The sequence below is a fragment of the Isoptericola sp. NPDC056605 genome, assembly GCF_042792795.1.
GTDB lineage: Bacteria > Actinomycetota > Actinomycetes > Actinomycetales > Cellulomonadaceae > Isoptericola.
This window is the reverse complement of the sequence record NZ_JBHTVT010000014.1, coordinates 26,143-50,007: the sequence shown is the minus strand read 5'-3', so window position 1 is coordinate 50,007 and position 23,865 is coordinate 26,143. Positions and strand designations below refer to the sequence as shown.

Annotated in this window: 26 protein-coding genes; 10 read left to right on the top strand and 16 right to left on the bottom strand. The window is 69.8% G+C overall.

The window, feature by feature from the left end; genetic code table 11:
• Positions 1-10 precede the first annotated feature (10 nt).
• The 6 genes from ACFQ8Y_RS14970 to ACFQ8Y_RS14945 form a co-directional block, all read right to left on the bottom strand.
• Positions 11-868, bottom strand: coding sequence for an SDR family oxidoreductase (locus tag ACFQ8Y_RS14970; protein WP_430585997.1), 858 nt, complete (start codon positions 866-868; stop codon positions 11-13).
• A 14-nt stretch (positions 869-882) separates the two neighbouring features.
• Positions 883-1,650 carry a carboxymuconolactone decarboxylase family protein gene (locus tag ACFQ8Y_RS14965; RefSeq protein ID WP_430585996.1) on the bottom strand — a complete coding sequence of 256 codons (768 nt, stop codon included), beginning with the start codon at positions 1,648-1,650 and terminating at the stop codon, positions 883-885.
• 98 nt (positions 1,651-1,748) lie between these two features.
• Positions 1,749-2,786, bottom strand: a complete 1,038-nt coding sequence (locus ACFQ8Y_RS14960; protein WP_430585995.1) for a zinc-binding dehydrogenase — start codon at positions 2,784-2,786, stop codon at positions 1,749-1,751.
• A 61-nt stretch (positions 2,787-2,847) separates the two neighbouring features.
• Positions 2,848-3,864: an aldo/keto reductase gene (locus ACFQ8Y_RS14955; RefSeq protein WP_430585994.1), complete on the bottom strand. Its 1,017-nt coding sequence runs from the start codon at positions 3,862-3,864 to the stop codon at positions 2,848-2,850.
• Between the two features lie 10 nt (positions 3,865-3,874).
• On the bottom strand, positions 3,875-4,777 hold the full coding sequence (locus ACFQ8Y_RS14950; protein ID WP_430585993.1) for an aldo/keto reductase: 903 nt from the start codon (positions 4,775-4,777) through the stop codon (positions 3,875-3,877).
• Between the two features lie 58 nt (positions 4,778-4,835).
• Positions 4,836-6,155, bottom strand: a complete 1,320-nt coding sequence (locus tag ACFQ8Y_RS14945) for an MFS transporter (protein WP_430585992.1) — start codon at positions 6,153-6,155, stop codon at positions 4,836-4,838.
• Positions 6,156-6,341: 186 nt separating this feature from the next.
• Here ACFQ8Y_RS14945 and ACFQ8Y_RS14940 point away from each other — a divergent pair, with 186 nt between their 5' ends.
• The 3 genes from ACFQ8Y_RS14940 to ACFQ8Y_RS14930 are packed head-to-tail and all read left to right on the top strand — an operon-like array spanning position 6,342 to position 8,177.
• Positions 6,342-7,283, top strand: coding sequence for a helix-turn-helix transcriptional regulator (locus ACFQ8Y_RS14940; RefSeq protein WP_430585991.1), 942 nt, complete (start codon positions 6,342-6,344; stop codon positions 7,281-7,283).
• A complete protein-coding gene (locus ACFQ8Y_RS14935; RefSeq protein ID WP_430585990.1) occupies positions 7,283-7,408 on the top strand; it encodes a hypothetical protein in 126 nt (41 codons plus the stop codon). Before ACFQ8Y_RS14940 ends, ACFQ8Y_RS14935 begins: the two co-directional genes overlap by 1 nt.
• A 58-nt stretch (positions 7,409-7,466) precedes the next feature.
• The gene (locus ACFQ8Y_RS14930; protein ID WP_430585989.1) at positions 7,467-8,177 is read left to right on the top strand and encodes a flavodoxin; all 711 of its coding nucleotides are present in this window, start codon (positions 7,467-7,469) and stop codon (positions 8,175-8,177) included.
• 162 nt (positions 8,178-8,339) lie between these two features.
• Here the strand turns inward: ACFQ8Y_RS14930 and ACFQ8Y_RS14925 are convergent, their stop codons facing one another.
• The 3 genes from ACFQ8Y_RS14925 to ACFQ8Y_RS14915 all read right to left on the bottom strand — a co-directional run bounded on the left by ACFQ8Y_RS14925 (position 8,340) and on the right by ACFQ8Y_RS14915 (position 12,231).
• Complete coding sequence (locus ACFQ8Y_RS14925; protein WP_430585988.1) at positions 8,340-9,383, bottom strand: NAD(P)-dependent alcohol dehydrogenase; 1,044 nt, start codon at positions 9,381-9,383, stop codon at positions 8,340-8,342.
• A 348-nt stretch (positions 9,384-9,731) separates the two neighbouring features.
• Positions 9,732-10,526, bottom strand: a complete 795-nt coding sequence (locus ACFQ8Y_RS14920) for an SDR family NAD(P)-dependent oxidoreductase (protein ID WP_430585987.1) — start codon at positions 10,524-10,526, stop codon at positions 9,732-9,734.
• A gap of 124 nt (positions 10,527-10,650) precedes the next feature.
• Positions 10,651-12,231 (bottom strand): MFS transporter, encoded by a 1,581-nt coding sequence (locus ACFQ8Y_RS14915; RefSeq protein WP_430585986.1) that lies wholly within the window; start codon positions 12,229-12,231, stop codon positions 10,651-10,653.
• Between ACFQ8Y_RS14915 and ACFQ8Y_RS14910 the strand changes: the two genes are divergently transcribed.
• Together ACFQ8Y_RS14910 and ACFQ8Y_RS14905 are read left to right on the top strand one after the other, a co-directional pair.
• Entirely contained in the window at positions 12,202-12,816 is a 615-nt protein-coding gene (locus ACFQ8Y_RS14910; RefSeq protein ID WP_430585985.1) for a TetR/AcrR family transcriptional regulator, read from the top strand. The genes ACFQ8Y_RS14915 and ACFQ8Y_RS14910 overlap by 30 nt on opposite strands.
• Positions 12,817-12,842: 26 nt before the next feature.
• Positions 12,843-13,259: a MarR family winged helix-turn-helix transcriptional regulator gene (locus ACFQ8Y_RS14905; protein ID WP_430585984.1), complete on the top strand. Its 417-nt coding sequence runs from the start codon at positions 12,843-12,845 to the stop codon at positions 13,257-13,259.
• 69 nt (positions 13,260-13,328) lie between these two features.
• Here the strand turns inward: ACFQ8Y_RS14905 and ACFQ8Y_RS14900 are convergent, their stop codons facing one another.
• Entirely contained in the window at positions 13,329-13,889 is a 561-nt protein-coding gene (locus tag ACFQ8Y_RS14900; protein ID WP_430585983.1) for a TetR/AcrR family transcriptional regulator, read from the bottom strand.
• A 131-nt stretch (positions 13,890-14,020) separates the two neighbouring features.
• Between ACFQ8Y_RS14900 and ACFQ8Y_RS14895 the strand changes: the two genes are divergently transcribed.
• Complete coding sequence (locus tag ACFQ8Y_RS14895) at positions 14,021-15,841, top strand: flavin-containing monooxygenase (protein WP_430585982.1); 1,821 nt, start codon at positions 14,021-14,023, stop codon at positions 15,839-15,841.
• Between the two features lie 957 nt (positions 15,842-16,798).
• Here the strand turns inward: ACFQ8Y_RS14895 and ACFQ8Y_RS14890 are convergent.
• Positions 16,799-17,125, bottom strand: coding sequence for an Lsr2 family protein (locus ACFQ8Y_RS14890; protein WP_430585981.1), 327 nt, complete (start codon positions 17,123-17,125; stop codon positions 16,799-16,801).
• Between the two features lie 271 nt (positions 17,126-17,396).
• Between ACFQ8Y_RS14890 and ACFQ8Y_RS14885 the strand changes: the two genes are divergently transcribed.
• Positions 17,397-17,909: a hypothetical protein gene (locus ACFQ8Y_RS14885; RefSeq protein ID WP_430562935.1), complete on the top strand. Its 513-nt coding sequence runs from the start codon at positions 17,397-17,399 to the stop codon at positions 17,907-17,909.
• Here the strand turns inward: ACFQ8Y_RS14885 and ACFQ8Y_RS14880 are convergent.
• The 5 genes from ACFQ8Y_RS14880 to ACFQ8Y_RS14860 form a co-directional block, all read right to left on the bottom strand.
• Positions 17,876-18,880, bottom strand: coding sequence for a hypothetical protein (locus ACFQ8Y_RS14880; RefSeq protein WP_430585980.1), 1,005 nt, complete (start codon positions 18,878-18,880; stop codon positions 17,876-17,878). The two genes, ACFQ8Y_RS14885 and ACFQ8Y_RS14880, sit on opposite strands and share 34 nt — an antisense overlap.
• A gap of 104 nt (positions 18,881-18,984) precedes the next feature.
• Complete coding sequence (locus tag ACFQ8Y_RS14875; RefSeq protein ID WP_430585979.1) at positions 18,985-19,815, bottom strand: hypothetical protein; 831 nt, start codon at positions 19,813-19,815, stop codon at positions 18,985-18,987.
• 107 nt (positions 19,816-19,922) lie between these two features.
• Positions 19,923-20,144, bottom strand: coding sequence for a helix-turn-helix domain-containing protein (locus ACFQ8Y_RS14870; protein WP_430562938.1), 222 nt, complete (start codon positions 20,142-20,144; stop codon positions 19,923-19,925).
• Positions 20,145-20,222: 78 nt separating this feature from the next.
• Entirely contained in the window at positions 20,223-20,942 is a 720-nt protein-coding gene (locus tag ACFQ8Y_RS14865) for an SOS response-associated peptidase (RefSeq protein WP_430585978.1), read from the bottom strand.
• 81 nt (positions 20,943-21,023) lie between these two features.
• Positions 21,024-21,881 carry a hypothetical protein gene (locus ACFQ8Y_RS14860; protein ID WP_430562940.1) on the bottom strand — a complete coding sequence of 286 codons (858 nt, stop codon included), beginning with the start codon at positions 21,879-21,881 and terminating at the stop codon, positions 21,024-21,026.
• Between the two features lie 331 nt (positions 21,882-22,212).
• On the opposite strand from ACFQ8Y_RS14860, the gene ACFQ8Y_RS14855 reads away from it, so the two are divergent.
• The 3 genes from ACFQ8Y_RS14855 to ACFQ8Y_RS14845 are packed head-to-tail and all read left to right on the top strand — an operon-like array spanning position 22,213 to position 23,863.
• The gene (locus tag ACFQ8Y_RS14855; protein WP_430562941.1) at positions 22,213-22,500 is read left to right on the top strand and encodes a hypothetical protein; all 288 of its coding nucleotides are present in this window, start codon (positions 22,213-22,215) and stop codon (positions 22,498-22,500) included.
• The gene (locus ACFQ8Y_RS14850; RefSeq protein ID WP_430585977.1) at positions 22,497-23,504 is read left to right on the top strand and encodes a conjugal transfer protein; all 1,008 of its coding nucleotides are present in this window, start codon (positions 22,497-22,499) and stop codon (positions 23,502-23,504) included. Before ACFQ8Y_RS14855 ends, ACFQ8Y_RS14850 begins: the two co-directional genes overlap by 4 nt.
• A complete protein-coding gene (locus ACFQ8Y_RS14845) occupies positions 23,504-23,863 on the top strand; it encodes a hypothetical protein (RefSeq protein ID WP_430562943.1) in 360 nt (119 codons plus the stop codon). The genes ACFQ8Y_RS14850 and ACFQ8Y_RS14845 overlap by 1 nt, the downstream gene beginning before the upstream one ends.
• The last annotated feature ends 2 nt before the right edge of the window (positions 23,864-23,865 follow it).

Below are 23,865 nucleotides of genomic sequence, written 5' to 3'. Positions count from 1 at the left end.
TCGGGGGGCGTCATTCGCCGGCGGGGAAGTCGGTGGACGCCGCAAGGTCGCGCTGCGCCTCGAAGCCGTCGACGCGGCGGCGGAGGGTGTCGATGGTGCTGTCCAGCGCCTGGGAACCGAGCACGAGGCGCAGGGGTGCGGGCTCGACGTCGACGGACTCGATGATGCGTGCGGCCATGCGGGCCGGGTCGCCCGGTGCGAGGCCGTTGGCGGGGTCGAGCATGGCGAGGAAGGCGTGCGCGGGGGTGTCGTCGTAGGCGTTCATGAGCTCGGCGACCTGGGCGGAGCCGTAGCGGAACTCGGTGCGCGCCCCGCCGGGCTCGACGATCGTGATGCCGATACCGAACCCTGCGACCTCCTGGGCCACGGCCTCGGCGAACCCTTCGATGCCCCACTTGGTGGCGTGGTACATCGAGTTGCCGGCGAAGGCGACCTGGCCGCCGTAGGAGGAGATCTGCACGATGCGCCCACCTCCCTGGGCGCGCAGGTGCGGCAGCGCGGCGCGGATCAGCGCGATCGAACCGCGCAGGTTCGTGGCGATCATGCGGTCGACCTGGGCGTCGCTGAGCTCCTCGGCGGCGCCGAACAGCCCGTAGCCGGCGTTGGAGACCACGACGTCGACCCGACCGTCGTCGTCGAAGAGCGTTCCGGCGAAGGCACGGTCGACGACGTCGCGTACGGCCGCGGGGTCGGTGACATCGAGCAACGGTGCACGGAAGGTGTCCGGGTACCGGCCCGACAGGTCAGCGACCTTCTCGGCGGAGCGCACGGTGCCGACGACTTTGTCGCCGCGTTCGAGCAGCTGTGTGGTCAGCTCATGGCCAAAGCCTGAGCTGACGCCGGTGATGAGCCAGGTGCGAGCAGACACGAATCCTCCTGCGGTCAGTTCTCGTGCGATACGGCGGGGGCGACGTCGTCGAGCGCGCGCAGCGCGTTCAGGGTGCGGGGGTAACCCACGTACGGCAGCAGCTGGGTGATCACCGCGATCAGCATGGCCCGGTCGTTGCCGACGCGCAGGTTGGCGCGCACATGGCCGGCGACCTGCGGGTCGGCCCCGCCGAGGGAAACCAGCATGGACAGGGTGAGCAGCTCGCGGGTGGGGACGTCGATCCCGTCGCGGGTGTAGTGGTCGCCGAAGCAGTTCGCCGACAGGTACCGCTGGATGTGCTGCTCGTCGGACGGGGCATGGGCGTATATCGCGCCGACCGCCTCGTCCCCGATGATCTGCTTCTGGACCGCGAGTCCCCGCTCGGCGCGGGTCGCGCGCGTCGTGGTGGACTGCCCAGGCAGCGGCAGCTCAACGCCGCGCTCGGTGAGCAGCTCGTTAGTGGCGTGCAGGAAGTCGAACACCCGGCCCATGCCGACGTACGGCACCGCCTGGTACACCACCTCCTTGAGCTCGACCGGCGTCACCCCGACGCGCAGCGCTCCGCCCGCCAGCACCCGGAACTCGCCGAGCGCGCCGCAGGCGATCAACGCCGCGAGCTGGACCAAGGTGCGCGTCCTCGGCTCGAGCGGGGCGTCCTGCTGGACGTCGTCGAACGCGAAGTCGTCGAAGTACTCGATGAGCTCCGGGTCGGTCCGCGCCAGGGTCGAGGCGCGGTCTCCGAACAGTGCGTCGTGGTTCTCGCGGGCGGCCTGGGTGGGCATCGCTGTGCTCCTCCGGGTTCGGTGGTTGGCGATTCCCAGGCGCTCGCCCGGGAACGGACGGGAGGGCGGATCCGGTGACCCGCCCTCCCGCGCGGGAGTCACGGACGCACGAGCACCTTGAGCTTCTCGCGCGAGTCCATGAGGCGGTAGCCCTCGGCCACGTCGTCGAGCGACACCTCGGCGTCGAAGACCAGGCCGGGGTCGATCTCGCCGCTGAGCACCTGGGGGATCGCGGCCTCGATGTAGGCGCGCACCGGGGCGGGCCCGCCGTTGAGGGTCGCGTTCTTGCCGAACAGCGACCCGAAGCCCACGGGCGCGTCCTCGTACTGCGGCACGCCGACGCGGGAGATCACGCCTCCCGGACGCACGATCCCGTACGCCTGCTCGTAGGCGGGCATGTGGCCGACGGCCTCGAGCACGACGTGCGAGCCCTCGCCGCCCGTGAGGTCCATGACCTTGGCGACGCCCTCGGCGCCGCGCTCGGCGACGACGTCCGTCGCTCCGAACTTTCTGCCGAGGTCGGTGCGGTCGGTGTGCCGGCCCATGAGGATGATCTTGTCGGCGCCCATCTGCTTCGCTGCCAGGACGGCGGACAGGCCGACCGCGCCGTCGCCGATCACGGTGACGGTCTGACCGGGGCGCACCTTGGCCATGAAGGCGGCGTGGTAGCCGGTGAGGTAGACGTCGGCGAGGGTCAGCAGGCCGGGCAGCTGTGACTCGTCCACGTCGGACGGAAGCTTCACCAGCGTGCCGGACGCCTGCGGGACCCGGATCTTCTCCGCCTGCGCGCCGCCGACGCCGCCGGCGCCGTACCAGCCGCCGTGCTGGCAGGCGGTGTGGAAACCGTCCTGACAGAACGGGCAGGTGTTGTCGGAGAAGGCGAACGGGGACACGACCAGGTCTCCGGGCGCCAGGTCAGTGACGGCGTCACCCACCTGCTCGACGACGCCGAGGAACTCGTGCCCCATCGGGGCGCCCTCGTCGGTGGCCGGCATCGACCGGTATGGATGCAGGTCGGAACCGCAGACGCAGGCCAGGGTGACGCGGACGACCGCGTCGGTCGGCTCGACGATCGTGGGGTCGGGGACCTCCTCGACACGGACGTCGCCGGGTCCGTACATGAATGTTGCTCGCATGGGTGGTAGAGCCTCTCGGTGGTGCTGGGGGTGTTTCCTGCCGGTGGGCGGAAAGCTGGGGTCAGCGGCGGCGTGCGGCCGGGGTGAGCTCGTGGGTGCCGTAGCTGTTGTCGTCGGGGTTGACGGTGACGCCGGGAGCGACGAGCTCGTCGATCCGGTCGAGGACGTCATCGGTGAGGCTGACGTCCAGGGCGGGCAGGTAGGCCTCGAGCTGCTCCATGGTGCGGGGGCCGACGATCGCGGAGGTGACGCCGGGGTGGCGGATCACCCAGGCGATCGACATCTCGATCAACGACAACCCTGCCTGCTCCGCGAGCTGGGCAAGCTCCTCGACGATGTCGAGCTTGCGCTGGTTCGCCGGGCTGCTCATGTCGAAGCGGGCGCCGGGGCGCGCGCTCGACGTGGGAGCGGCGTCGGCGCCCTTGCGCCACCGGCCCGACAGCCAGCCACCGCTGAGCGGGCTGTAGGTGAGGGTCCCCATGCCGTGGCGCTGCACGGCGGGCAGCACGTCTTCCTCGATGCCGCGCACGAGGATCGAGTAGGGCGGCTGCTCGGTGACGAACCGCTCGAGGTGACCCTCCCGGGAGACCCACTGGGCCTCGACGATCTGCGACCCGGAGTATGACGACGACCCGATGTAGCGGATCTTGCCCTGCCGCACGAGGTCGGTCAGGGCGCCGAGCGTCTCGGTGACGTCGACGGCGGGGTCGGGCCGGTGCACCTGGTACAGGTCGAGGTGGTCGGTGCCGAGGCGGCGCAGCGAGTCCTCGACGGCCCGCATGATCCAGCGTCGTGACCCACCGCGGTGGTTCGGGTCCTCGCCCATCGGCATGAAGAACTTGGACGCGAGGAACACCTCGTCGCGTCGGCCCTTGAGGGCCGCGCCCACGATCTCCTCGGAGACGCCGGCGGAGTACACGTCCGCGGTGTCGACGACGTTGATCCCGGCGTCGAGCGCGCGGTGGATGATGCGGACAGAGTCCTCGTGGTCGTCGTTGCCCCAGGGGCCGAACATCATGGCGCCGAGGGTCAGCGGGCTGACCTGGACGCCGGTGCGTCCGAGCGGTCGATACTGCATGGTCGTCTCCTCAGGCTTCGGGGATCGGGAAGAGCATGGTGGCGTCGAACTCGCGCTCGGGCTCGGGGCCGGACGGTGTGCCGGTGTCGAGGGCGTCGATGCGGGCGAGCTCGTCGGCCGAGAGGGTGAACCCTGCGACGTCGAGGTTCTGGCGGATTCGGTCGGGGTTGACCGACTTGGGGATGGCGGAGCGTCCCTGCTGCACGTGCCAGCGCAGCATGACTTGTGCGGGCGTGGCGCCGTGGGCGGCGGCGATCTCGCGGATCGTCGGGTCGTCCATGACGCTGCGCCGGTCGTCGCCCCAGGGGCCGGGGTAGAAGGTGATGCCGCCGATCGGCGACCAGGCCTGGGTGAGGATGCCGTGCTCGCGGTGGAAGGCCTGCAGCCCCGGCTGGGAGTGGTACGGGTGCAGTTCGACCTGGTTGAGGTGGGGGACGACATCGGTCGCGTCCATGAGCTGCTCCAGACGCGCGACGGGGAAGTTGCTGACGCCGATGGCGCGCACGCGGCCGTCGGCCAGGAGCCGCTCGAGCGCGCGGTAGGCGTCGATCGTCCGGTCGAACAGGTTGGCCGCGACCTGGTGGAGGATGAGGATGTCGATCTGCTCGAGGCCGAGCTTGGCCGACGCCTTCTCGAACGCGTGCAGCGTCTCGTCGTACCCGTAGTCGCTGGCCCAGACCTTCGTCTCGACGACGACGTCGCCGCGGTCGATCTCGGAGCGCTGGAGTGCCTCGCCGACCTCACGCTCGTTGCCGTAGGCGGCAGCGGTGTCGAGATGCCGGTAGCCGACGCGCAGCGCCTCCGTGACCGCGTCGACGGTCTCCTGGGGCGGGGTCTGGAAGACGCCGTAGCCGAGGGCGGGCATCGTGACGCCGTTGTTCAGCGTCAGGGTGGGAATCGGGTTCGTCGTCATGTTCTCCACGCTAGGAACGGTCGAGCGAATGAGGCAGGCCCTGCTGGTACCCGGCTCGTCAGGGCCCGGTCGGTCGCGTCGCGGTGGGCAGTACCAGGACGGTGGCGGCCAGCAGTGCTGCGCCGAGCAGGACGGTGCCGGCGAGCATCGCGGCGGGGTAGGTGCTGGAGACAGCGAGAACGAGGCTCATGCCGAGCGCGCCGCCGAGCTGGTGGACGGAGTTCACGATGCCCGAGGCTGCGCCGGCGTCGGAGGTTCGGACCCCGGCGATCCCGGACGCGGTGAGTGGCCCGAACGCCAGGCCCTGGCCGGCACCGATCAGGGCCATGGGGAGGGCGACGCCGAGCGCGTAGGAGGTGGTGGCGTCGATGGCGGCGAGCCAGCCCATGCCGGCGGTGGCCAGCACGAGTCCGACCACGAGAAGCAGGGGGCCGCTCGTGCGCTGCTGCAGGCGGGGGACGGCGATCGCGACGACGAAGTTGACGACCGTCATCGGGAAGAACGCGAGACCGGCGGCCAGCGCGGAAAATCCGCGCTCGTCCTGCAGGTACTGGCTGGTGAGCAGGAAGAAGCCCATCATGGCGCCGATGAAGAGCATGCGGGCTGCGTAGGCTCCGACGCGTTCACGGTTCTTGAAGAGTGACAGGGGCATCACGGGCTGGCGGGCGGTGCGCTCGACGGCGACGAGTCCGAGCAGGAGGACCGCGCCGAGGCCGATCGAGGCCAGGGGCACCGGAGCCGCCCAGCCGTCGTCGCCGGCCCGCACGAACCCGTAGACAAGCGCGGCGGGCCCCGCCGTAGCGAGCAGCGCGCCGGCGATGTCGAACCGTCCCGGTGAGCGCGGTGTCTCTGGCAGGACACGCAGACCGGCGATCAGCATCACGATCCCGATGGGCAGGTTGACCAAGAAGCCGGCCCTCCAGGACACCAGATCGGCGAGCAGTCCGCCGACGACCAGTCCGACGCTCGCGCCGATCCCGGCCACCGCTCCGTAGGCCGCGGTCGCCCTCGTGCGCTCAGGCCCCTCGGGGAAGCTCGCCGTCAACAGCGCGAGCGTCGAGGGTGCCAGAACCGCAGCCCCGACTCCCTGCAGCGCGCGGGCGGCAACCAAGGTGGATCCGGTCGGTGCGAGCCCGACGGCAACCGACGCGAGGGTGAACAGCCCCAGCCCGGCGACGAACATGCGACGCCGCCCCAGGATGTCTCCGGCTCGGGCGCCCAGGAGCAGCAGCCCACCGAAGGTCAGCAGGTAGGCGTCCTGTACCCACGCGAGCGTCCCGGTCGACAGGCCGAGCTCGGCGCGGATGTGCGGGAGTCCGGTGATGACGATCGAGTTGTCAAGAATCACCATGAAGTAGCCCACGAGAATGATCGCCAAGATCGCCGTGGTTCCTGCACGACCGGGGCGTGCGGAGCGCGATTCCGGCCGGACAGTTGTGGATACGGGGGGAGCGCTGGTCATGGCATCCAGTGGACGACTCCGGCTGCGGGTGGGGGAGTCCTCGGTGTTCCGGGTACCACCAGTACCTCCCGGGCAGGGGGACCCGGTCGTACCTTCGAAGGTATGGACTTGAAGGCTGAAACCCGCGAATTCCTCGCCACGCGCCGGGCACGTATCACGCCCGAGCGGGCGGGGCTGCCCGCCTATGGCGGGAACCGGCGTGTTCCTGGGCTGCGCCGGGAAGAGGTCGCGATGCTCTCCGGCGTGAGCGTCGATTACTACACGCGGCTGGAGCGCGGCAACCTCGGCGGCGTCTCCGAAGAAGTCCTCGAAGCCCTCGCCCAGGCGCTGCAGCTCGACGAGGCGGAACGCGGCCACCTGTTCGACCTCGCCCGGGCGGCGAATCAGTCCGGGGCCGCCCGCTCACGAGCCAAGCGCACTCCCGCAGCTGTCTTGCGGCCTGCGATCCAGCGGATCCTTGACGCGATGGAGGGCGCGCCGGCGTTCGTGCGCAATGGGCGCCTGGAGGTGCTCGGGGCGAACACGCTGGGGCGGGCCCTCTACTCCCCGCTGTACGACTCGCCCGAGCGCATCGCGGGTAAGCCCGTGAACACCGCCCGGTTCCATTTCCTCGACCCTCAGGCGGCCCAAGCGTTCTGGGGTGACCGCTACGAGCGGATGGGGCACGATGCCGTCGCGATTCTGCGCGCCGAAGCCGGACGCAATCCGTACGACAAGGCTCTCACCGCGCTGGTCGGCGAGCTGTCCACCCGCAGCGAGGACTTCCGCCGCCTGTGGGCCTCGCACGACGTGCGTTTGCACCGCACCGGCACCAAGGTCTTCCACCATCCGGTCGTTGGCACGCTCGAGCTCGACTACGAGGCCCTCGAACTGTCCGCCGACCATGGTCTGAGGCTCAACGTCTACACCGCCCTCCCCGGGACACCGTCCGACGACAGCCTCAAGCTCCTCGCCTCCTGGGCCGCGACCGCCCGTGGCGAGGCCGCAGCCCTCGGGACGACGCCACGAGCATCCGACATCACCGCTGACGGAGAAGCCCTCTGATGCACAAGCTGCCCAAGCCCGGCACGGTCAAGAACCCGCCCGCCCAGTTCACCGGCGACGAGCGGACACTAGCGCGCCACTGGGCCAGCCCGCCTGTAGCCCTGATCGAACACACCGGCAATTAGCAGCGGGTGTGCGCGGCAACCGCGAACGGCCCGTGTGGCACCCGCAAAGGAGGGCACCTTGACGACGTACGACCGCCGCTCCGTGCTGCGCACGGCATTCATCCTCGGGGGCGCGTCGGTCGCTAGTCTCGCCAGCGCCTGCGCCACGGGAACCCCGACGTCGGCCCGCACACCGGCCGTGCCGACGTCGTCACCGGCGTCGACACCAGGCAGCGTCGAGGGGCGGCCTCGAGTCCTGCTGGTGTACTTCTCCAGGCCGGGGGAGAACTACTACTACGGCGACCGCACGATCCTTGATGTGGGCAACACGCAGGTGGTGGCCGAGACGATCAAGAGCCTCATCGACGTCGACGAGTTCGTGATCGAGGCGACGGAGCCCTACTCCCGCAACTACGACGCTACGGTCGAACGCAACCGTCGAGAGCAGCAAGATGACGCGCGTCCCGTCATCGCCAACCCGTTGCCGGACGTCACGGGCTACGACACAGTGCTTCTCGGCAGCCCTGTGTGGAACACGCGTGCGCCGACGATCATGTGGACATTCGTCGAGGGCGTGGAGCTGGCCGGCATGACGATCCACCCGTTCGTCACCCACGCCGTCAGTGGCATGGGGACCGTTGCGGAGGACTACGCACGGATATGCCCGGACTCAACCGTCTCGCGCGGTCTGGCGGTGCAGGGCGAAGAGGCCGCGGAGGCAACGTCGCTGGTTGCCGCTTGGCTACAAGAGATCGAGCTGGACGGTGCCGGAGGCGCCGCGCACCGATAGGGATTGCACCCCTATGGGCGGCCGGGAGCGTGTCTCGCGGCGGCCGGCGGTGCCCGCCGTGAGCCCTGGTGAAACCTGAGCCGTGAGACAGGCCAGGCTACCTCGGGTGAGGACCCTGGGGCACCCGTGAGCCCCGCCACGGTGGCGGAGCTCACGGAACCTTTAGTCGGCGAGGGTCGCGTTGTCCAGCACGAAGCGGTAGCGAACGTCGGCCTCGAGGATGCGCTGGTAGGCCTCGTTGATCTGGTTGGCAGCGATCATCTCGATCTGCGCGGTGATGTTGTGCGCGGCGGCGAAATCAAGCATCTCCTGCGTCTCGCGGATACTGCCGAAGTGGGTACCGGTGTAGCTGCGTCGGTTACGGATGACGTTGTACATGTTGAAGGTCACCGGTTCGCGGTCGATGCCGGCGTTGACGAGCGCTCCGCCGAGTGCGAGCAGTGACAGGTGGGCGTCGACGTCGATGCTTCCGCTGACGGTGTTGATGATGAGGTCGAAGGTGTTCTCGAGAGCGGCAAACGTGTCCGGGTCTGCGGTGGCGTAGTAGGCGTCGGCGCCGAGGGCGAGTGCGTCGTCTCGCTTGCGGTCGCTGCGTGACAGCACTGTGACTCGTGCGCCCTTGGCCTTGGCGAACTTGATGGCCAGATGGCCCAGACCGCCCAAGCCGACGATGGCGACCTCGTTGCCTTCGCCGATGTTCCAGTCCTTGAGCGGCGCGTAGACGGTCGCGCCGGCGCACAGGAGCGGGGCGGCGGCCGCCGCGTCGAGGGTGGTCGGGACGGACAGGACGAAGTCCTCGTTGGCGACGATCTGCTGGGAGTACCCGCCCTGGGTGATGGTGCCGTCGCGGTCGGGGCTGCTGAAGACGAGGGTGTGGCCGTTCAGGCAGTACTGCTCCTCGCCGCGCAGGCAGTTGGCGCACTCGCGGCAGGAGTCGACCATGCAGCCGATCCCGACACGGTCGCCGACGGCGTGCTTGGTGACCTGGTCACCGGTCGCGGTGACTTCTCCGACGATCTCGTGGCCGAGAACCAGGGGAGAGGCCGCCAGGTCGTTGTCCAGGAAGTTCATGTCGGAGTGGCAGATGCCGCAGTATCGGATCGCGATCTGTACGTCGTGGGGGCCGACGTCGCGTCGCACGATCGTGACTGGCTGGATGGGACCGTGGGCCTCGAGGGCTCCGTATGCGCGGACGGTGGTAGGCACGGCTGCTCCTGATGACGTGGGGATGGCTGGCTGCTGCAAGTGAAGTCGTGCGCGGGGGGCGGCGGGAGTGACTGCCGTTCCAGGTACTGGCAGTGCCCCCTTGGATCGGCCAACTTGAAGGCCACCGTCCCGGCGGAGCGGCCCGAGCGCCTTGGTGCCGAAACGGGCCGGGGCTTGCGATCCGCCGCTACGTCGTGGTCGCGGTGCGCGAGCAGGCCGTGCCATGACGACGTGTCGTGGTTGGCCGAGCCGTGCTCGCGATCGTTCCGTGCACGACTCCGGCCGGGCGCACGGAAGCGGGCGGGGTGGTTGTCCTGAGGGCCCCCGCCCGCTGATGTGCCCTAGCGACTACTGCACTGACCAGCCGCCGTCGGAGGGGAGGACGGCGCCGTTGATGTTGACGGCGTCGTCGCTCAGGAGGTAGGTGATCGAGGCGGCGAGCTGCGCCGCTGATGCGGTGGTGGGGATGGTGCCGTGGAACGGGCGGAGCCGGTCGAGCCCGCTCTGGGAAACGTTCGGGGGGAACGGGATCCCAGTGGCCACGCCACCCGGCGCGACGACGTTGACCCGGATTCCCTGGGGCCCGTACATAAACGCCGCGGATTTGCTCAGGCCGATGACGGCGTGCTTGGAGGTGGTGTAGGCGTTGCCGGATGCGTTGCCGCGCAGCGCCGCCTCGCTGGCGATGTTGACGATCGAGCTGTGGCCGGCGGCGATCATCGCCGGAAGCACAGCGCGGGTGAGCTTGAAGAGGCTGGTGAGGTTCACCCCGATGACCCGGTCCCACATGGCGTCGGTGGTCTCGTGCAGCGGTGAGAAGTCGTCGTTGATGCCTGCCACGTTGGCGAGGCCGTCGATCCGCGCGCCGGCGATGCTGGCGACCGTGTCCACGGTCTCCTGCTGCGTCAGGTCCCCAGCGACGGTCAAGATCTCCGTGTCGGGGAGGGAGTCGATGAGCTCTTCGAGCTTGTCGGCTGAGAGGTCCACGGCGATGACGCGGCCGCCCTCCCGTGCGATGCGTGAAGCGGTGGCCCGCCCGATGCCGCCGGCCGCGCCGGTGACGACGACGGTTTTGTCGCTGAATCGGCCCTGGGTGGTCTGTTCCTGCCACTCGGAGGAGGAGATGCTGGCGATGCGGGACATGGGTGGTTCCTTCCTGTGCCGTCCTCGTGGGCGGCGCCAGTGCTTGTGGTCCGGGGTGCCGGGGGTGCCCCGTGCGACCGGTGGGGAGGCGGTCGCACGGGGACGGTGGTGAACTCCGCCGGTTTTAGTGGCGGTTCAGGGGCAGGACCTTCGAGCCCTCGGTGTGGGCCGCGCTGTCCGCCTCCGACGGAGCGACGTCGTGATCTGCCGCTGCGTCTCGGTGCTTGCCGTGAGGGATGAGGAACGCGAGCACGGCGCAGGCGATGGCTGCGATGAGGCCCATGACGAAGATGATCGAGAACGAGGAGGTCATGTTGCTGCCGGTCGCGCCCGCGAGGATAGCGCCCACGACGGCGGACGCGACGGTGGTGCCGAAGGCTCGCATGAGGGTGTTGAGGCCGTTGGCGGCGCCCGTCTCGCTGCGGGGCACGGCGTTCATGATGAGGGCGGGCATGGCGGCGTAGCCGAGGCCGATTCCGATGCCGATGATCGTGTTCACCACGGCGATGTGCCACACCTGCAGGTCTGCGAAGACGCACACGAGGTAGGCCACGGCGATCACCGATGCTCCGGCGACGAGCAGCGGTCGCGGGCCCACGGACCGCTCGATGCGGCCGGCGATGGGGGACATGGCGAGCATCGCCAGACCGGAGGGCATCAGCACGAGGCTGGCGGGAAGAAGCCCGAGGCCCAGGCCGCCGACGGCATCCGGGAGCTCGAGGAGCTGCGGGAAGGCGATGTTGGAGGAGAAGAGGGCGAAGCCCATCGCGACGGCGGCGAGGTTGGTGGTCAGCACGGAGGGCTTGACGCTCACGCGCAGGTCGACGAGCGGGTTCTCCTGGCGCAGCTCGTACCAGCCCCACAGGGCGAACGCGACGATTCCGATGCCGGCACTGGACAGGGTTGCGGCCGAGGTCCAGCCCCAGGTGTTGCCCTGCGAGATGGCGAGGAGCACGCCGACGAGGCCGATCGCGAGTCCGATGGCGCCGCCGAGATCGACGCGGCCGCCGGTGCGCGTCCCCGCCGCCGGTACGACGGCGATGATCAGGATCATGGCGATGGCCGCCACCGCGGTCGACAGGACGAACAGCATCTGCCAGTCGAAGTTCTGCGTGACGACGGCGCTGATCGGCAGACCGATCGCGCCACCGACGCCGAGGGTGGCGCTGACCAGTGCGATGGAGGTTCCCAGTCGACGTGCGTCGACGACGTCGCGCAGCAGGGAGATACCGAGCGGGATGACTCCCATTCCGGTGCCCTGCAGGGCTCGGCCGACGATCAGGCCGGTGAGGCCGGGTGACAGGGCGCAGATCAGGGACCCCAGGACCAGGATCCCCATGAGGATGATCGCGATCTTCCTCTTGCCGTACATGTCGCCGAGCTTTCCGGCGATCGGGGTCGCGACGGCGGCGGTGAGAAGGGTGACGGTGATGACCCACGCTGTGTCCGCCGGGGCCGCGCCGAGGAGCTCGGGCAGCTCGCTCTGGATCGGGATCAGGATCGTCTGCATGAAGGCCGCGCCCATCCCGGCGAACGCCAGGACGGCCACGACGAGGTTCTGGCGGGCCCGGCTGTACGGGGATGGGGAGGCGTCTGAGGTGACGACGTGCATGGAAGCCCTCGCTTGAGAGATGATGTTTCGTGTTTGAGACACTGTATCAGGTAGGATACGAGCATGACGTTCGATCTCCGAGAGCGCGCCCACGAGGTCATGCGCGCCGAGCTCGCGGAGGCCGCGTTCGGCCTCATCGTCGAGAGCGGGTATGACGGCCTGACCGCGGATGACCTCGCCCGGGGTCTTGGGATCTCGCGGCCCACCTTCTACCGCTACCTCGGCTCGAAGGACGACGTCATCGTCACGGTGATGCTCGGCCCGGATGACCATTTCGTACGCCCCCTGACCATGGCCGGCACCGCCGGACGCGACGCCGCGACGTCCTGGTGGCAGTGGCTGCGTACCGCGGTCGAACCCGTCGTCGTCCAGGGGGAGCAGGAGCCTGGCCCCATGCGCGCGAGGCTGCTCCTCGTGCAGTCGCAACCCGCGGTCGGCGCGAAGCTGCGACGCGCGCGCGGACCTCAGATCGACCGACTCGCAGAGGCCCTGGCCGAGTACGGCTGCGCGCCCGCCGCCGCGCACGTACTTGCCACCGCGTCGGTCAGCGTCCTCGATCTATGCCTGGCCCAGTGGTCCAAGGGTGGCGACGGCTCGCTGCGCGAGGTCGTGGACCGCGCCTTCATCGACCTCGAGGACGGCTCCGCAGCTCCGGTCCGCTCGACACCAGTCCGATGACTGCCCCGCGCAGCACGGCCCAGCTCATGGACTCGACGCGCCGGCTCGCCAAGGCGCAGTACGAGCTCAACAGCACCCTGCGGCACGTCACCGGGATCCCACACACGGGAATCGCGATGGCGCTCAAGGCGCTCGCCCATCGCGGACCGATGTCGCTGACCGACCTGGCCGAGATCTTGGCCATCGACCGGAGCGTCATGTCGCGCCACATCGCTTGGCTCGTCGACGAGGGACACGCGCAGCGCACGGTCGACGCCGCCGATCGCAGGGCCAGGACAGTCACGCTGACCGCCAGCGGTCAGGCGTTGCACCACGACCTGCAGGCCGAGCTGCGCCGGCGGACGGACCATGTCTTTGGCGACTGGGACACCAAGGACCTGGAGGGCCTGGCGCACGACGTGTCACGGCTCGCCGCGACGCTCAGTGCAGCGGCGCACCTCTGAGGACAGGGCCAGAGTCGGCGCAGCACCCCGGCGCCACACGCATGCGCCGCGGTGCCCGGCGTCGGATCGCTAGCGCGGCGGCGCCGTGACGAATAGTGCACGGTGGAGCAGCTCTCTGCCGCGGTCGGCGCGCAGAGGCTCGCCCTTGTGCGTGCTGGCGATCTGGACGGCCAGCGCCATCGGGAGGGCCAGAAGTATGTCCTCGGTGGTGACGTCTGGCCTCGCCCGACCACCCCGGCGGGCCTGTTCGACCAACGGAGCCAAGGCGGCCGCGGTGCGGGCGGTGAGCCCGGCCCAAGACGTCGCGTGCTCGGTGACGATCCGCGCGAGCCAGGGGGACTCCAGCTGCACGTCGAGCAGGTAGTGGAAGAGGCGCTCCGCGGCATCGGCTTCGGCCGCCAGCTCGAGCGCATAGGCCTCGATGTCCGCGACGTTCTGGTCGAGTACCGCGGTGGCGAGCTCCTCGCGGCTCGCGAAGTGGCGATGCAGCGTGGTGCGGCTGACGCCGGCGCCGGCCGCGATCTCCTCCAGTGGTGCGTCGGCGCCCTGAGCGCGGAACACCTCTCTCGCCGCCTGGATGAGCCGCTCGCGGTTGCGCGCAGCATCACGGCGAGGGCGGGAGCCGGTCATAGACGGAGCCTACCGACGCCGCCCGGCGCGCCGTGAGCCGATCGAACCCACATCCGTACGGTGGTGTACGTTTTAACGCGCCTCGGGCAACGATGCTCGATCTCCTTGTCCGGCGACGAAAGGCCACGCCCGTGTCCGACGCAACCAACCGTGTCCCCGCGGTTGCCGATCTCGGCTTTGACCCCGCCGCACTGCGCGAGCGCTACCGCCACGAGCGCGACCGCCGCATCCGGCCCGACGGGCTCGGTCAGTACAGGCGAGCAGCAGGGGAGTTCGGGTACTACGCCCACGACCCGTACACCGAGCGCACCGAGCGTGAACCGCTGACGGACCGGGTCGAGGTGCTGGTGGTGGGCGGTGGCTTCGGCGGCCTGCTCACGGGCGCCCGGCTGCGGGAGGCGGGCGTCGGCTCGGTGCGGATGATGGACGAGGCCGGGGACTTCGGCGGCACCTGGTACTGGAACCGCTACCCGGGCATCCACTGCGACATCGAGTCGTACGTCTACATGCCGCTGCTGGAAGAGACGGGCTACGTCCCCACCATGCGGTACGCGCCCGGCGAGGAGATCCGGCAGCACGCCGTGCGGATCGCCGAGCACTACGGCCTGTACCGCGACGCCGTGTTCCACACCCGGGCCACGGGCCTGATCTGGGACGAGGACGCGGCCGAGTGGCTGGTGCGGACCGACCGAGGCGACGCAATGCGCGCCCGGTACGTGATCGTCTCCTCCGGCACCCTGAGCCAGCCGAAACTACCCGGCATCCCCGGTATCGAGGACTTCCGCGGCCACACCTTCCACACCAGCCGCTGGGACTACGACTACACCGACGGCACCCCCGACGGCGGGCTGACCGGCCTGGCCGACAAGCGCGTCGCCGTGGTCGGCACCGGCGCCACAGGACTGCAAGCGATCCCGCACGTGGCCCGCCACGCGGCGCACCTGTACGTCATGCAGCGCACCCCCTCGTCGGTCGACGTGCGCGACAACCGGCCCACCGACCCCGAGTGGGCCGCGTCGCTCAAGCCGGGTTGGCAGAAGGAACGCATGGAGAACTTCCTTGCCATCGTCTCCGGGGAGGACGTCGAGGAAGACCTCACCCAGGACGGATGGACGGCGACCTCGCAGCTGCAGCGGCAGATGATCAGCGGGGCACTGGACACCACGCTCGACCCGGCCGAGCGGGAGCGGCTCGACGAGCTGGCCGACTTCGTCAAGATGAACGAGATCCGCGCCCGGGTCGACGAGATCGTCGACGACCCCGCCACAGCAGAAGCCCTCAAGCCCTGGTACCGATACATGTGCAAGCGACCCGGGTTCTCCGACCTGTACCTGCAGGCGTTCAACCGACCGAACGTGACCCTCGTGGACACCGCCGATCACGGTGGCATCACGCGCATGACCGAGACCGGGGTCGTCGTCGGTGACAGCGAGTACGAGGTCGACTGCGTCATCTTCGCCACCGGGTTCGAGGTGGGCGTCTCGGGCTTAGTGTCCGGAACGCTGCCGGTCCAGGGCAGAGCCGGACACACTCTGCTCGAGACCTGGCACCGCGGCCCCCGGACACTGCACGGCTTCACCACGCACGGGTTCCCCAACCTCTTCAACCTCGGGTCGATGCAGAACGCGAACGCAGTCAATTTCGTGCACATCCTGTCCGAGCAGGCCAACCACATCGCCGCGATCCTGGCCGCAGCCCGCAAGGAGTCAGCCCGGTACGTCGAGCCGACGCGCGAGGCCCAGGAGGAGTGGTACGACACCCTCGTGGCCGTCGGCCGCGACAACTCGAAGTTCCTCGCCGAGTGCACCCCCGGCTACAACAACGGCGAAGGCACGCGGAAGGCCAGCCCCGGTACCTACAACCCCGGACCGGTGGCGTTCCACGAGCTCCTGGCCGAGTGGAGGGAGCGCCGGATGGCAGACGTTCTCGTCATCGACAGCACTACGTCCTGACGGCCCAGCCTGGCCCCATTGGGCACTCCCGCGCGCCCGAGACTGGCGCGACATCCGCCGGCAGCACAACAGCCGCGACCAGGAGGTGATCGCGCGTCTTCAACTCGTTGACGCACACCGGTCCGCCCGTCGCCGATGGAGACTCCGCTGCTGCACATGAAGAGGCGTACTTGGCAGCACCTACAGGACCGCGCACGAATCGACCACAGCCCGGGTGGGGACATAGGCCCAGTAGGTCAGAGAAGGCCGCCCCGGCGCGGACTGCCTCCGGGAGCGACCCTGCCGCACATGAAGCACTCCTCGACTGAGCAGCAGAGCCAGGCATACCGACGGCACCGAATAACGGACCGTGCCAGGTGCCAGGCCAGACCTGCCCGTCGACGGGGTCTCACCGCCCCCGAAGGCCTGACCTAACCGTCGGCATCACAAGGGGCGACACAGGTGGCGCTCGGGACCGCCGCGCAGAGTGCGCGACACGCCGGAAGCGAGCGACGAATTTCCCGAACTTTCGGGCGCCGGCCGAGCCTCTTGTGCGATTTGGGTGCTACACAAACGGAGGCCGCTAACGGCACCGAAACGGATGCACTTCCCGCATCGGGGCGGGCGCACGGGCCCGCGCGGGGACGACTGGGAGGGGCGAACGGGCATCCGGAATTGTGGTTTGCGGACTCTAGGGTGATTCCTGCAGCGGCGATGGTCGTCGCAAGGTAGCCCCACAGGGGCGAGATGAAAGGAGTCGCCTATGCCGACCGGAGGGAAGAATCCCCCCACGCAAGGAAGTGCCGAGGTGAGGACATCGCGCGTGGTCGTGCTCGCGTCCATCACCTCGGCGCTCACCAACGTTGCGAGACTCGTTCGCGACCTCGTCTCCTAGCGAGACAAGCCCGGACGGTGGGTCGAAGGTCGCACCCTTCGACCCACCGGTCTCGCTTTACCGAGAGTAAATCACCCGGCTGCTCAGTGCGCCGCCTCGTAGGCCTCCATGATCGACGCTGCGATCCGGCCACGATCGCTCACGTCGTGCCCGTTCGCGCGCGCCCAGGCACGGATCTTCGCGAGCTGTTCCCGGTCAGTGCGCGCGCCGCGCGTCCCGCCTCGAACAGGTCGCGACGTGGTCTTGCGTGCGTGCCCCACCCACTTGCCCAGACCGTCGCGCAGCTGCTTTGCATGCTTCGTCGTGAGGTCGATCTCGTAGGTCACGCCGTCAAGCGCGAACGTGACAGTCTCGTCGGCGTCGCCGCCGTCGACATCATCGATCAGGACGATCTGCTTCTTCTGAACCACGGTGCCCCTCCTGGTGTATTCATCCTGGCGCCCCGCACTATCCGCGAATGGTGTTCGCGAGTCAACGTGCAACAGCGAGCCAGGGAACAACCCGACCACGAAATGTTGGCTGGGAACGCGCAAGAACGCCTGCGCGCGGGAGTGAGCCGGAGCGCGGCAGGAGCGACACTCATCCCATACCCTCGCCTCTGCGCCCAGCAGGTGCCAAGGTCATCTACAGAGGTCCAGTGCACGGACCGCTGCATGGAACGGGCCCGCGGTACTGCCCACAATGAGCCACTGGAGAGAGAACATGGACGGCAGCTCGTTCTTCCGGTCACCGACGACCGGTGACATCACGTTCGGCGACGGCACCGCGGTGCGCACGATGCCTGGATTCCTCGGACTGCCCGAGCCTGCCCTCTTCATCGACGAGACCCATCTGCGGGCCACGGACTTCGAGTTCCTCGGCTTCACCCCGATGGTCGGACGACCTCTCCGGGTGCCGGCGATCACCGCGCTCGCGATCGACCTCAAGAGCCGGCACGACGTCGATCTCGTCACCACCGACCACCGCGAGCGCGTCGTGGCTGGGTACGTCTTCGAGGATCCGCACCCGGACGAGTGGTGGGACCCGATCCACTCCGCTGGCGGGCTGATCACGATCGTCGGTGATGTCGACGCGTTCGTTGCGGCTCCACCCGTGGGGGAGGCGTGGGAGCCGATCTTGAGCAAGGCGCTCATCGGCGGGCTGCCCCTGACGGTGCGGGCCTACCCAGGAGGTGTCGGTACCGCCCTGCCGTGACCTATCCGGGACCGCGTGGCCGCCACGGGCCGGGGCGTCCCTGCCCTGGTGGGAGCAGGGGAGCGAGGGGCCGGCTCCGTTTTCACCGGGGATGGCCCGTCGTGGGTCCCAGGGGCGAGCTGGGGTACGACCGCGACTGCAACCCGTCCCGCGGAGCTTGCGGGGGTGATGTACGCGGTCCCGGCTGCGGTCGCGGTGTACCACCCGAGAGCCAGGATGTGCCGCCCGACCAGCTCCTGTGGGTCGCCCAGACGCAGCATCTTCTGGTCGCGCGAGGTGAGCACCACCTTCAGCGACGGCTTCCACGCGCCCTCGACGTAGACGAACAGCGAGCCCGGCTTCACCCCACGGTCCACCCGGCGCACCATGCCGTAGTACCCACGACGGCGCCCGTGCCACTCGGGCGAGGTGCGCTCCATCCGTACGAAGAAGAACCGCACCGGCAGCTCGGGGAACCCTTCGAGCCGCACCCACGCGCCCGGATCCAGGCTGCGCCCCGGATCGGCGAGTGCCGCCGCCAGGGTGCTCAGGCGGCGACGAGTCGAGCCCTGCCCCACTCCACCGGCCGCGGGCTGTAGAGCGTGGCGCCTCGTGCTGGCGCCGGCCACGGCCTCATCGGGCCGGTGGCGTCCGTCCGGGCCGCGCGAGGGCGCAGCCGCGCTGAGGTCGATGTCGATCACCGCCGCCGACGCCGGTCGCTGCGGGACCGGCCGGCCCGCATCACCGGGAACGTCATCGGACGGCTCGGACCCGTGATCGCATCCAGCCCGGTGCGAAGCGCTGAAACACGCCCGCTTGCCGTCGCGCGTCCGGTTGCGGAACGCCACCGGAGCGCGGCACTCCGCCGACGCCTCATCGGACCAGCCCGGGCACACCAGCCGCAGCACCGCCCGCTCCGACTCCGACATCTCGCGGTACGTGTCATCGGCGGAGACCGGCTTGCCCGTGACGGTGTCCAGCGCAGCCTGCATTCCGACATGGTCGCCTTCGCCACCCACATCGTTGCCAGAGTCACGCCGCGGGTGAAGCTCGCCTGTGGCGGTGGAGGGGCCGTCGGGACCCCGCACGTGGGCAGCTACGGGGCCGCGAACCAGATGTCGTCCGGCCCGTCCTCCACCTCGATGTCCATCGCGAGTGTCGTCCCGACAGCGCTAGTCACGTGGGGGCTGGAGGTGAGGGCCCGTGCCGCGCGCTCGGCGACGTGAGGTGGAGCATCACCGGCGCGGAATGCCTCGGTCATAGCGACAAGTACCTCGTGGTGGTCGACGTCTCGGTACGGGAGCGTCTCCAGGTACTGGCGAGCGGTCAGCTCGCGGTACTGGGCCTCTCTGATGTCTGCGTTCGCGTTCGCTTCCTGGGCGCGCGCGGTGACCTCATCGGCCCGGTTCTGAGCCTTCACCCGTCGGCGGTAGCCGCGGAAGTCGGTCAGAGCGCGCAGCCCAGGACGAACAGCGTCGCCGACGGGACCGAGGTTGAACGACACCGAGATGGGGCTGCCGTAGCTCAGATGCCGGACCGAGACCGTGTGCTGGGCCATGTACTGGACGAGGCGACCGGCATCGATCTCGAGCGGGCGCAGCATGGCTTCGTCGAGCTCGGCAAGGGCCCGCTGAGGCGGGGTGTCCCGGTCAGGGCCGACCCGGAACCCGAAGGCGTTCGTCAGCCGCCGAGCACGATCGGTCGCACGACCCAAGATCACCTCAAGCGGGCCCGACCGACCGACCGTGAGCGCCGTGCCATCCTGCCCGGTGGGGTACCGATCAGAATCGACCGTCTCGGAGGAGATCGCCAGCCACCCCGCCGCCAGGGCGCTCGCGGTCAGGATCCACGACTGGGGGAGTTGCATCATCGCGGTCCCCGAGAGTCCAGGCGGGGCCGGGGATCGAAGCGTGATGTCGCCGCTCATCCCCGGATGCTACGGGGAGGCACTGGTCGTGGGGCAATGCACTGGCGGCGACGAGAGCAGGTTCACCCACCCGTACGACCACGAGCGAGGGATGCCGGCCCGGTGAGTCAGATCTCCCCGCGCTCCCGTCGCTCCCTGGTCTCGGCATACCGCGCCTCGATGTACTCCTCGAACACTCGGCGTTCGATGCGCCAGATGTTCTTCGGCCCCACCTGAATCGCCGGAAGCACCCCCGACTTGAGCGTGCTGTATACGACGGCGCGCGAGACGGCGAGCTCCTCCGCGACGTCGTCGACGGACATGAATCTCGGGAGCGGGGCTTCGGCCATACGGGCATCCTGCCAAGCCTGGCCCGCGGCGCCGGCCCGTCATCCACAGGCCGCCGGCGGCGGGGTCAGCCGGGACGGCTACGTCGAGGGGGTGACCGGGTCGATCAACGAGGGCCGGTTGTTGCGGACGTTGCCGACGGCGGGGGAGACCTCGACCGGCTGGAGGTGGGGCTCTGGGATGGCGCGGATGAGCGCGTCGACGTCGTCGCTCTCGGTGAGGCCGGGGTCGAGCCAGTCGTCCCACACGTCGTCCGGCAGGAGCAGTGGTGAGCGGTCGTGGATGTGCCCGAGGGTGTCGGTCGCGTCGGTCGTGATCACCGTCATCGACCACAGCCACCTGTCGGGATCCTCGTCGGTCTTGCCCGGGTCGCGCCACAGCTCGTACAGGCCCGCGGCCGCGAGCGCCGCCCCGTCGGGGCTCGTGAGGTAGTAGGGCGTCTTGCGGCCCTTGCCTGACTCGGGTGCCTGCCACTCGAAGTAGCCGTCCATCGGGACGATGAGGCGCCGGCGGGCGGCGGCGCGGCGGAAAGAGGGCTTCTCGGTGAGCGTCTCGACGCGGGCGTTGATCATCCGGGATCCGATCTTCGGATCCTTCGCCCACGAGGGGACGAGACCCCACCGCACGGTGCGCAGCTGCCGCTGCGCCTGCTCGGCCTCGACGCGCTCGAGCACGACGCGCACATCCTGGGTGGGAGCCACGTTCCACGACGGGCCAAGATCCTCGCCGACGAACTCGGCGACGCGGAACCGACGTGCGAGCTCGTCGTCTCGTCGGGCGTTCGCATACCTGCCGCACATGAGGCCCCAGTGTGGCCGGGCGGTGCCCTGCAGGCGAGCGGGGTTAGCTCGGCGCCGACGCGCTGCGGGCGCGGCAGGAGATCAGGCAGAGAGCGCTGCGTCCCCGTTGAACTCGTCGCCGGCGGCTGCCCGGAGCTTCGCGATCGCACGCGAGCAGCGCGTGCGGGCCTGGTCGTGGGTGAACCCGAACCGCTCCATGGCACTGCCGTAGTCGCGCCGGTCCTCGTTCATGTAGACCGTCGTGAGCAGCCGCGCGTCGGCCAGCGAGATCACCGTGTTCCGGACCCCCCAGGCGAGCACCTCGATGATGTCGGACTCCGTGGTGAGCTCCTCGCCGACCTCGGGGTCCTCGTAGGCCAGCCCGCGCTTCCAGTCCACGAGCGCGTGGTCCGAAGACGCGCCCGGCAGCTCGGTGGGCGGCACCGAGATCTCCGGGGCACCCGGCGCCGTGCGCGTCACCCGGTGCAACGTGTCCAGGGACAGGTTCGACGCAACCCGCCGCGGCCGGCGGTGGGTGGGGTACGTCGACATCACGTCCCAGAACTCGGCGACCGCGATGTGACGACGGTCCTCGTCCCAGGTGTCCTTCGATGACGTAGGCGTCGCGACCCGGTCGGCCACCCTCATCAGCTTCGGCAGCATGGCCTGGAGCACCGTGCGGCCCGCCAGCTGCTGACCACCCTGGAACAGACGGACCAGGGCGATGAGCATCTCGTCCTTCTGCGCGTACTCCGCGGCGTCGATCGCATCCACGATGTCACCCGGCCGGGCGAACCCGGCCAGGGCCTGCTCCGTCCTGCTCCAGCGACGAACCGTGCTGCGTGTGCTCGCCAGCTGGTGAAGCTCGGCCCACTCACGGGTCAGGTGCGCGCAGAGGGCCGAAGCGAGGTTCTCCGGCGCGACGTCGTGCTGGCGGAACACGTTCGTGACGATCCTCATCGGTGGCTCCCTGTCGTTCGGGTGGGTCTACATGGACCGTAGGAATTAGTGCTGCAAACCGTCCACGAGTTGTGGGCACGGGGCCGAACACCCGGCCGAGACCCACCCAACCGACGCCCCCTTGCCTGGACTCTTGCCCGAAGCCGCCCCACCAGAAATTGCCCACGGGCAAGAGGGTCGAGCACGCCACCACGGCACCTTGCCCACGCCGCTGACCTGCACAAACAAGCCACGAACGACGCAGGGCAAGAAATCTCACCAGCCCGCGTCACAAGCACGGGTGCCCCCACACATTCCCCCGGGTGACAGACCACAGGCCCGAGGAGAACCGATGAGCCCCACCCGCCGTGTGCCGCGCGACCTTGCCGACACCGTCGCGCTCCGCGCCGCCACCCGAGCCCGCGAGGAGATCATCTCGGCGCTCGGGCCCCTCGCCGCCAAGCCCCTCGACGAAGAGGCCAGCGAGCGCATGCGCCTCGCGCTGAACCGAGCCGACTCGCCCGAGGTGCGCCGCGCGATCCGCTGCGTCAACGGCCCCACCGACAGCCGCCCCACCCTCACCGTCGTGCCCGCCCACCCGAGCACCGACCCGATCGAGAAAGGAGGCGACGCGGCATGAAGCTCGCCCTGCGGACCCGACCCGAACAGCCCACCACCGACGAGCCCACCGACCGCCCGGAGACCACGGACGACAACCAGCCGATCGCCCACGCCACCGAGTGGACCGGCGGACCGGCGCTCGCGGCCCGTGCCGTGACGGTGCTCGGCGTCGCGGCACTCGTGTGCGGCCCGGTCGCCGTCGGCGTCATCGGCTGGTCGTGGGCGACGTCGAGTGATGCCGCGCCGACCACCGTCGATCAGGTGGACCTGGTCGGCTCGAGTGTGGCCGGTGATGCCGGACGCGAGGCGGTTGCGGCCTGGCTCTCGGCGACCAACGACGACCACGCGGCCCTCGACCGGATCTACCCCAACGGCATGGAGACCCTGCCCGAGGAAGCGCTGCCGGTCCGCGCGGTCACGGTCGCGTCGGTCGACGAGGCAGGCCCGGGCCAGTGGGCGGTCGTCGTCGGCGCCGACGTCACCGAGCCGAGCGGCGAGGACGGCGCGACCGCCTGGGTCCGGCGCTACTACCAGGTGCCGGTCGTGGTCGCGCAGACCGCCACCGGACCGGGCACGGCGGCGACCGCGCTGCCGTCCCCGATCGCCGGCCCGTCGCTGCTCGCCGAACAGCCGTCCGGCTTCTCCGACGACCTGGGCGGCGACCAGGCGCTGACCGAGACCGTCGCCGGGTTCCTCGGCTCGCACCTCGCGGGCGACGGCGACATCGAGCGCTACCTCAGCCCGGGCGCGGTCGTCGCACCGCTCGACCCGCCCGCCTACACCTCGGTGGCCGTCGACAGCGTGCTGGGCGAACCCGGCGACGCGACGGACTCCGAGAGCCCGGCGGACGGGGACGCCCTGCGCGTGCTCGTCGCCGCGACCCTCACCCGCCCCGACGGGCAGCAGACCACCGCGCAGTACGTCCTCGACCTCGAGGCTCGCGCGGGCCGGTGGGAGATCACCGAGATCCCCACCTCCACGACGCGTCCTGATCAGACGCCCACCCCTGAAGGAGATCTGTGATGTTCGACCTCACCGTTCTGGACGCCGCCTCGGCGTCCGTGCACGCACTCAGTGCCGCCGGCCAGGTGCAGGCCGAGGGCCTCTTCGACACCGGCAACCGCCTGGTCGGGGACGCGGGCGACCTCATCAAGAACGTCATCTTCCTGGCGGTCACGCTGGCCATCCTCGTCGTCGGATTCAAGGCGCGGTGGGCCATGGGCGCCATCGCCGGCATCGCGATCGTCGGAGCCTTCGTCGGCTTCCTGATCAACGGCGGCACCAAGCTCTTCTCGGGCAGCATCGACGAGGAGCTGCGGAAGGCCGCACCGGCGACCTCGGTCGTCCTCACCGTCCCCGACGCCGGCCCGGAGCTGGTCTGACA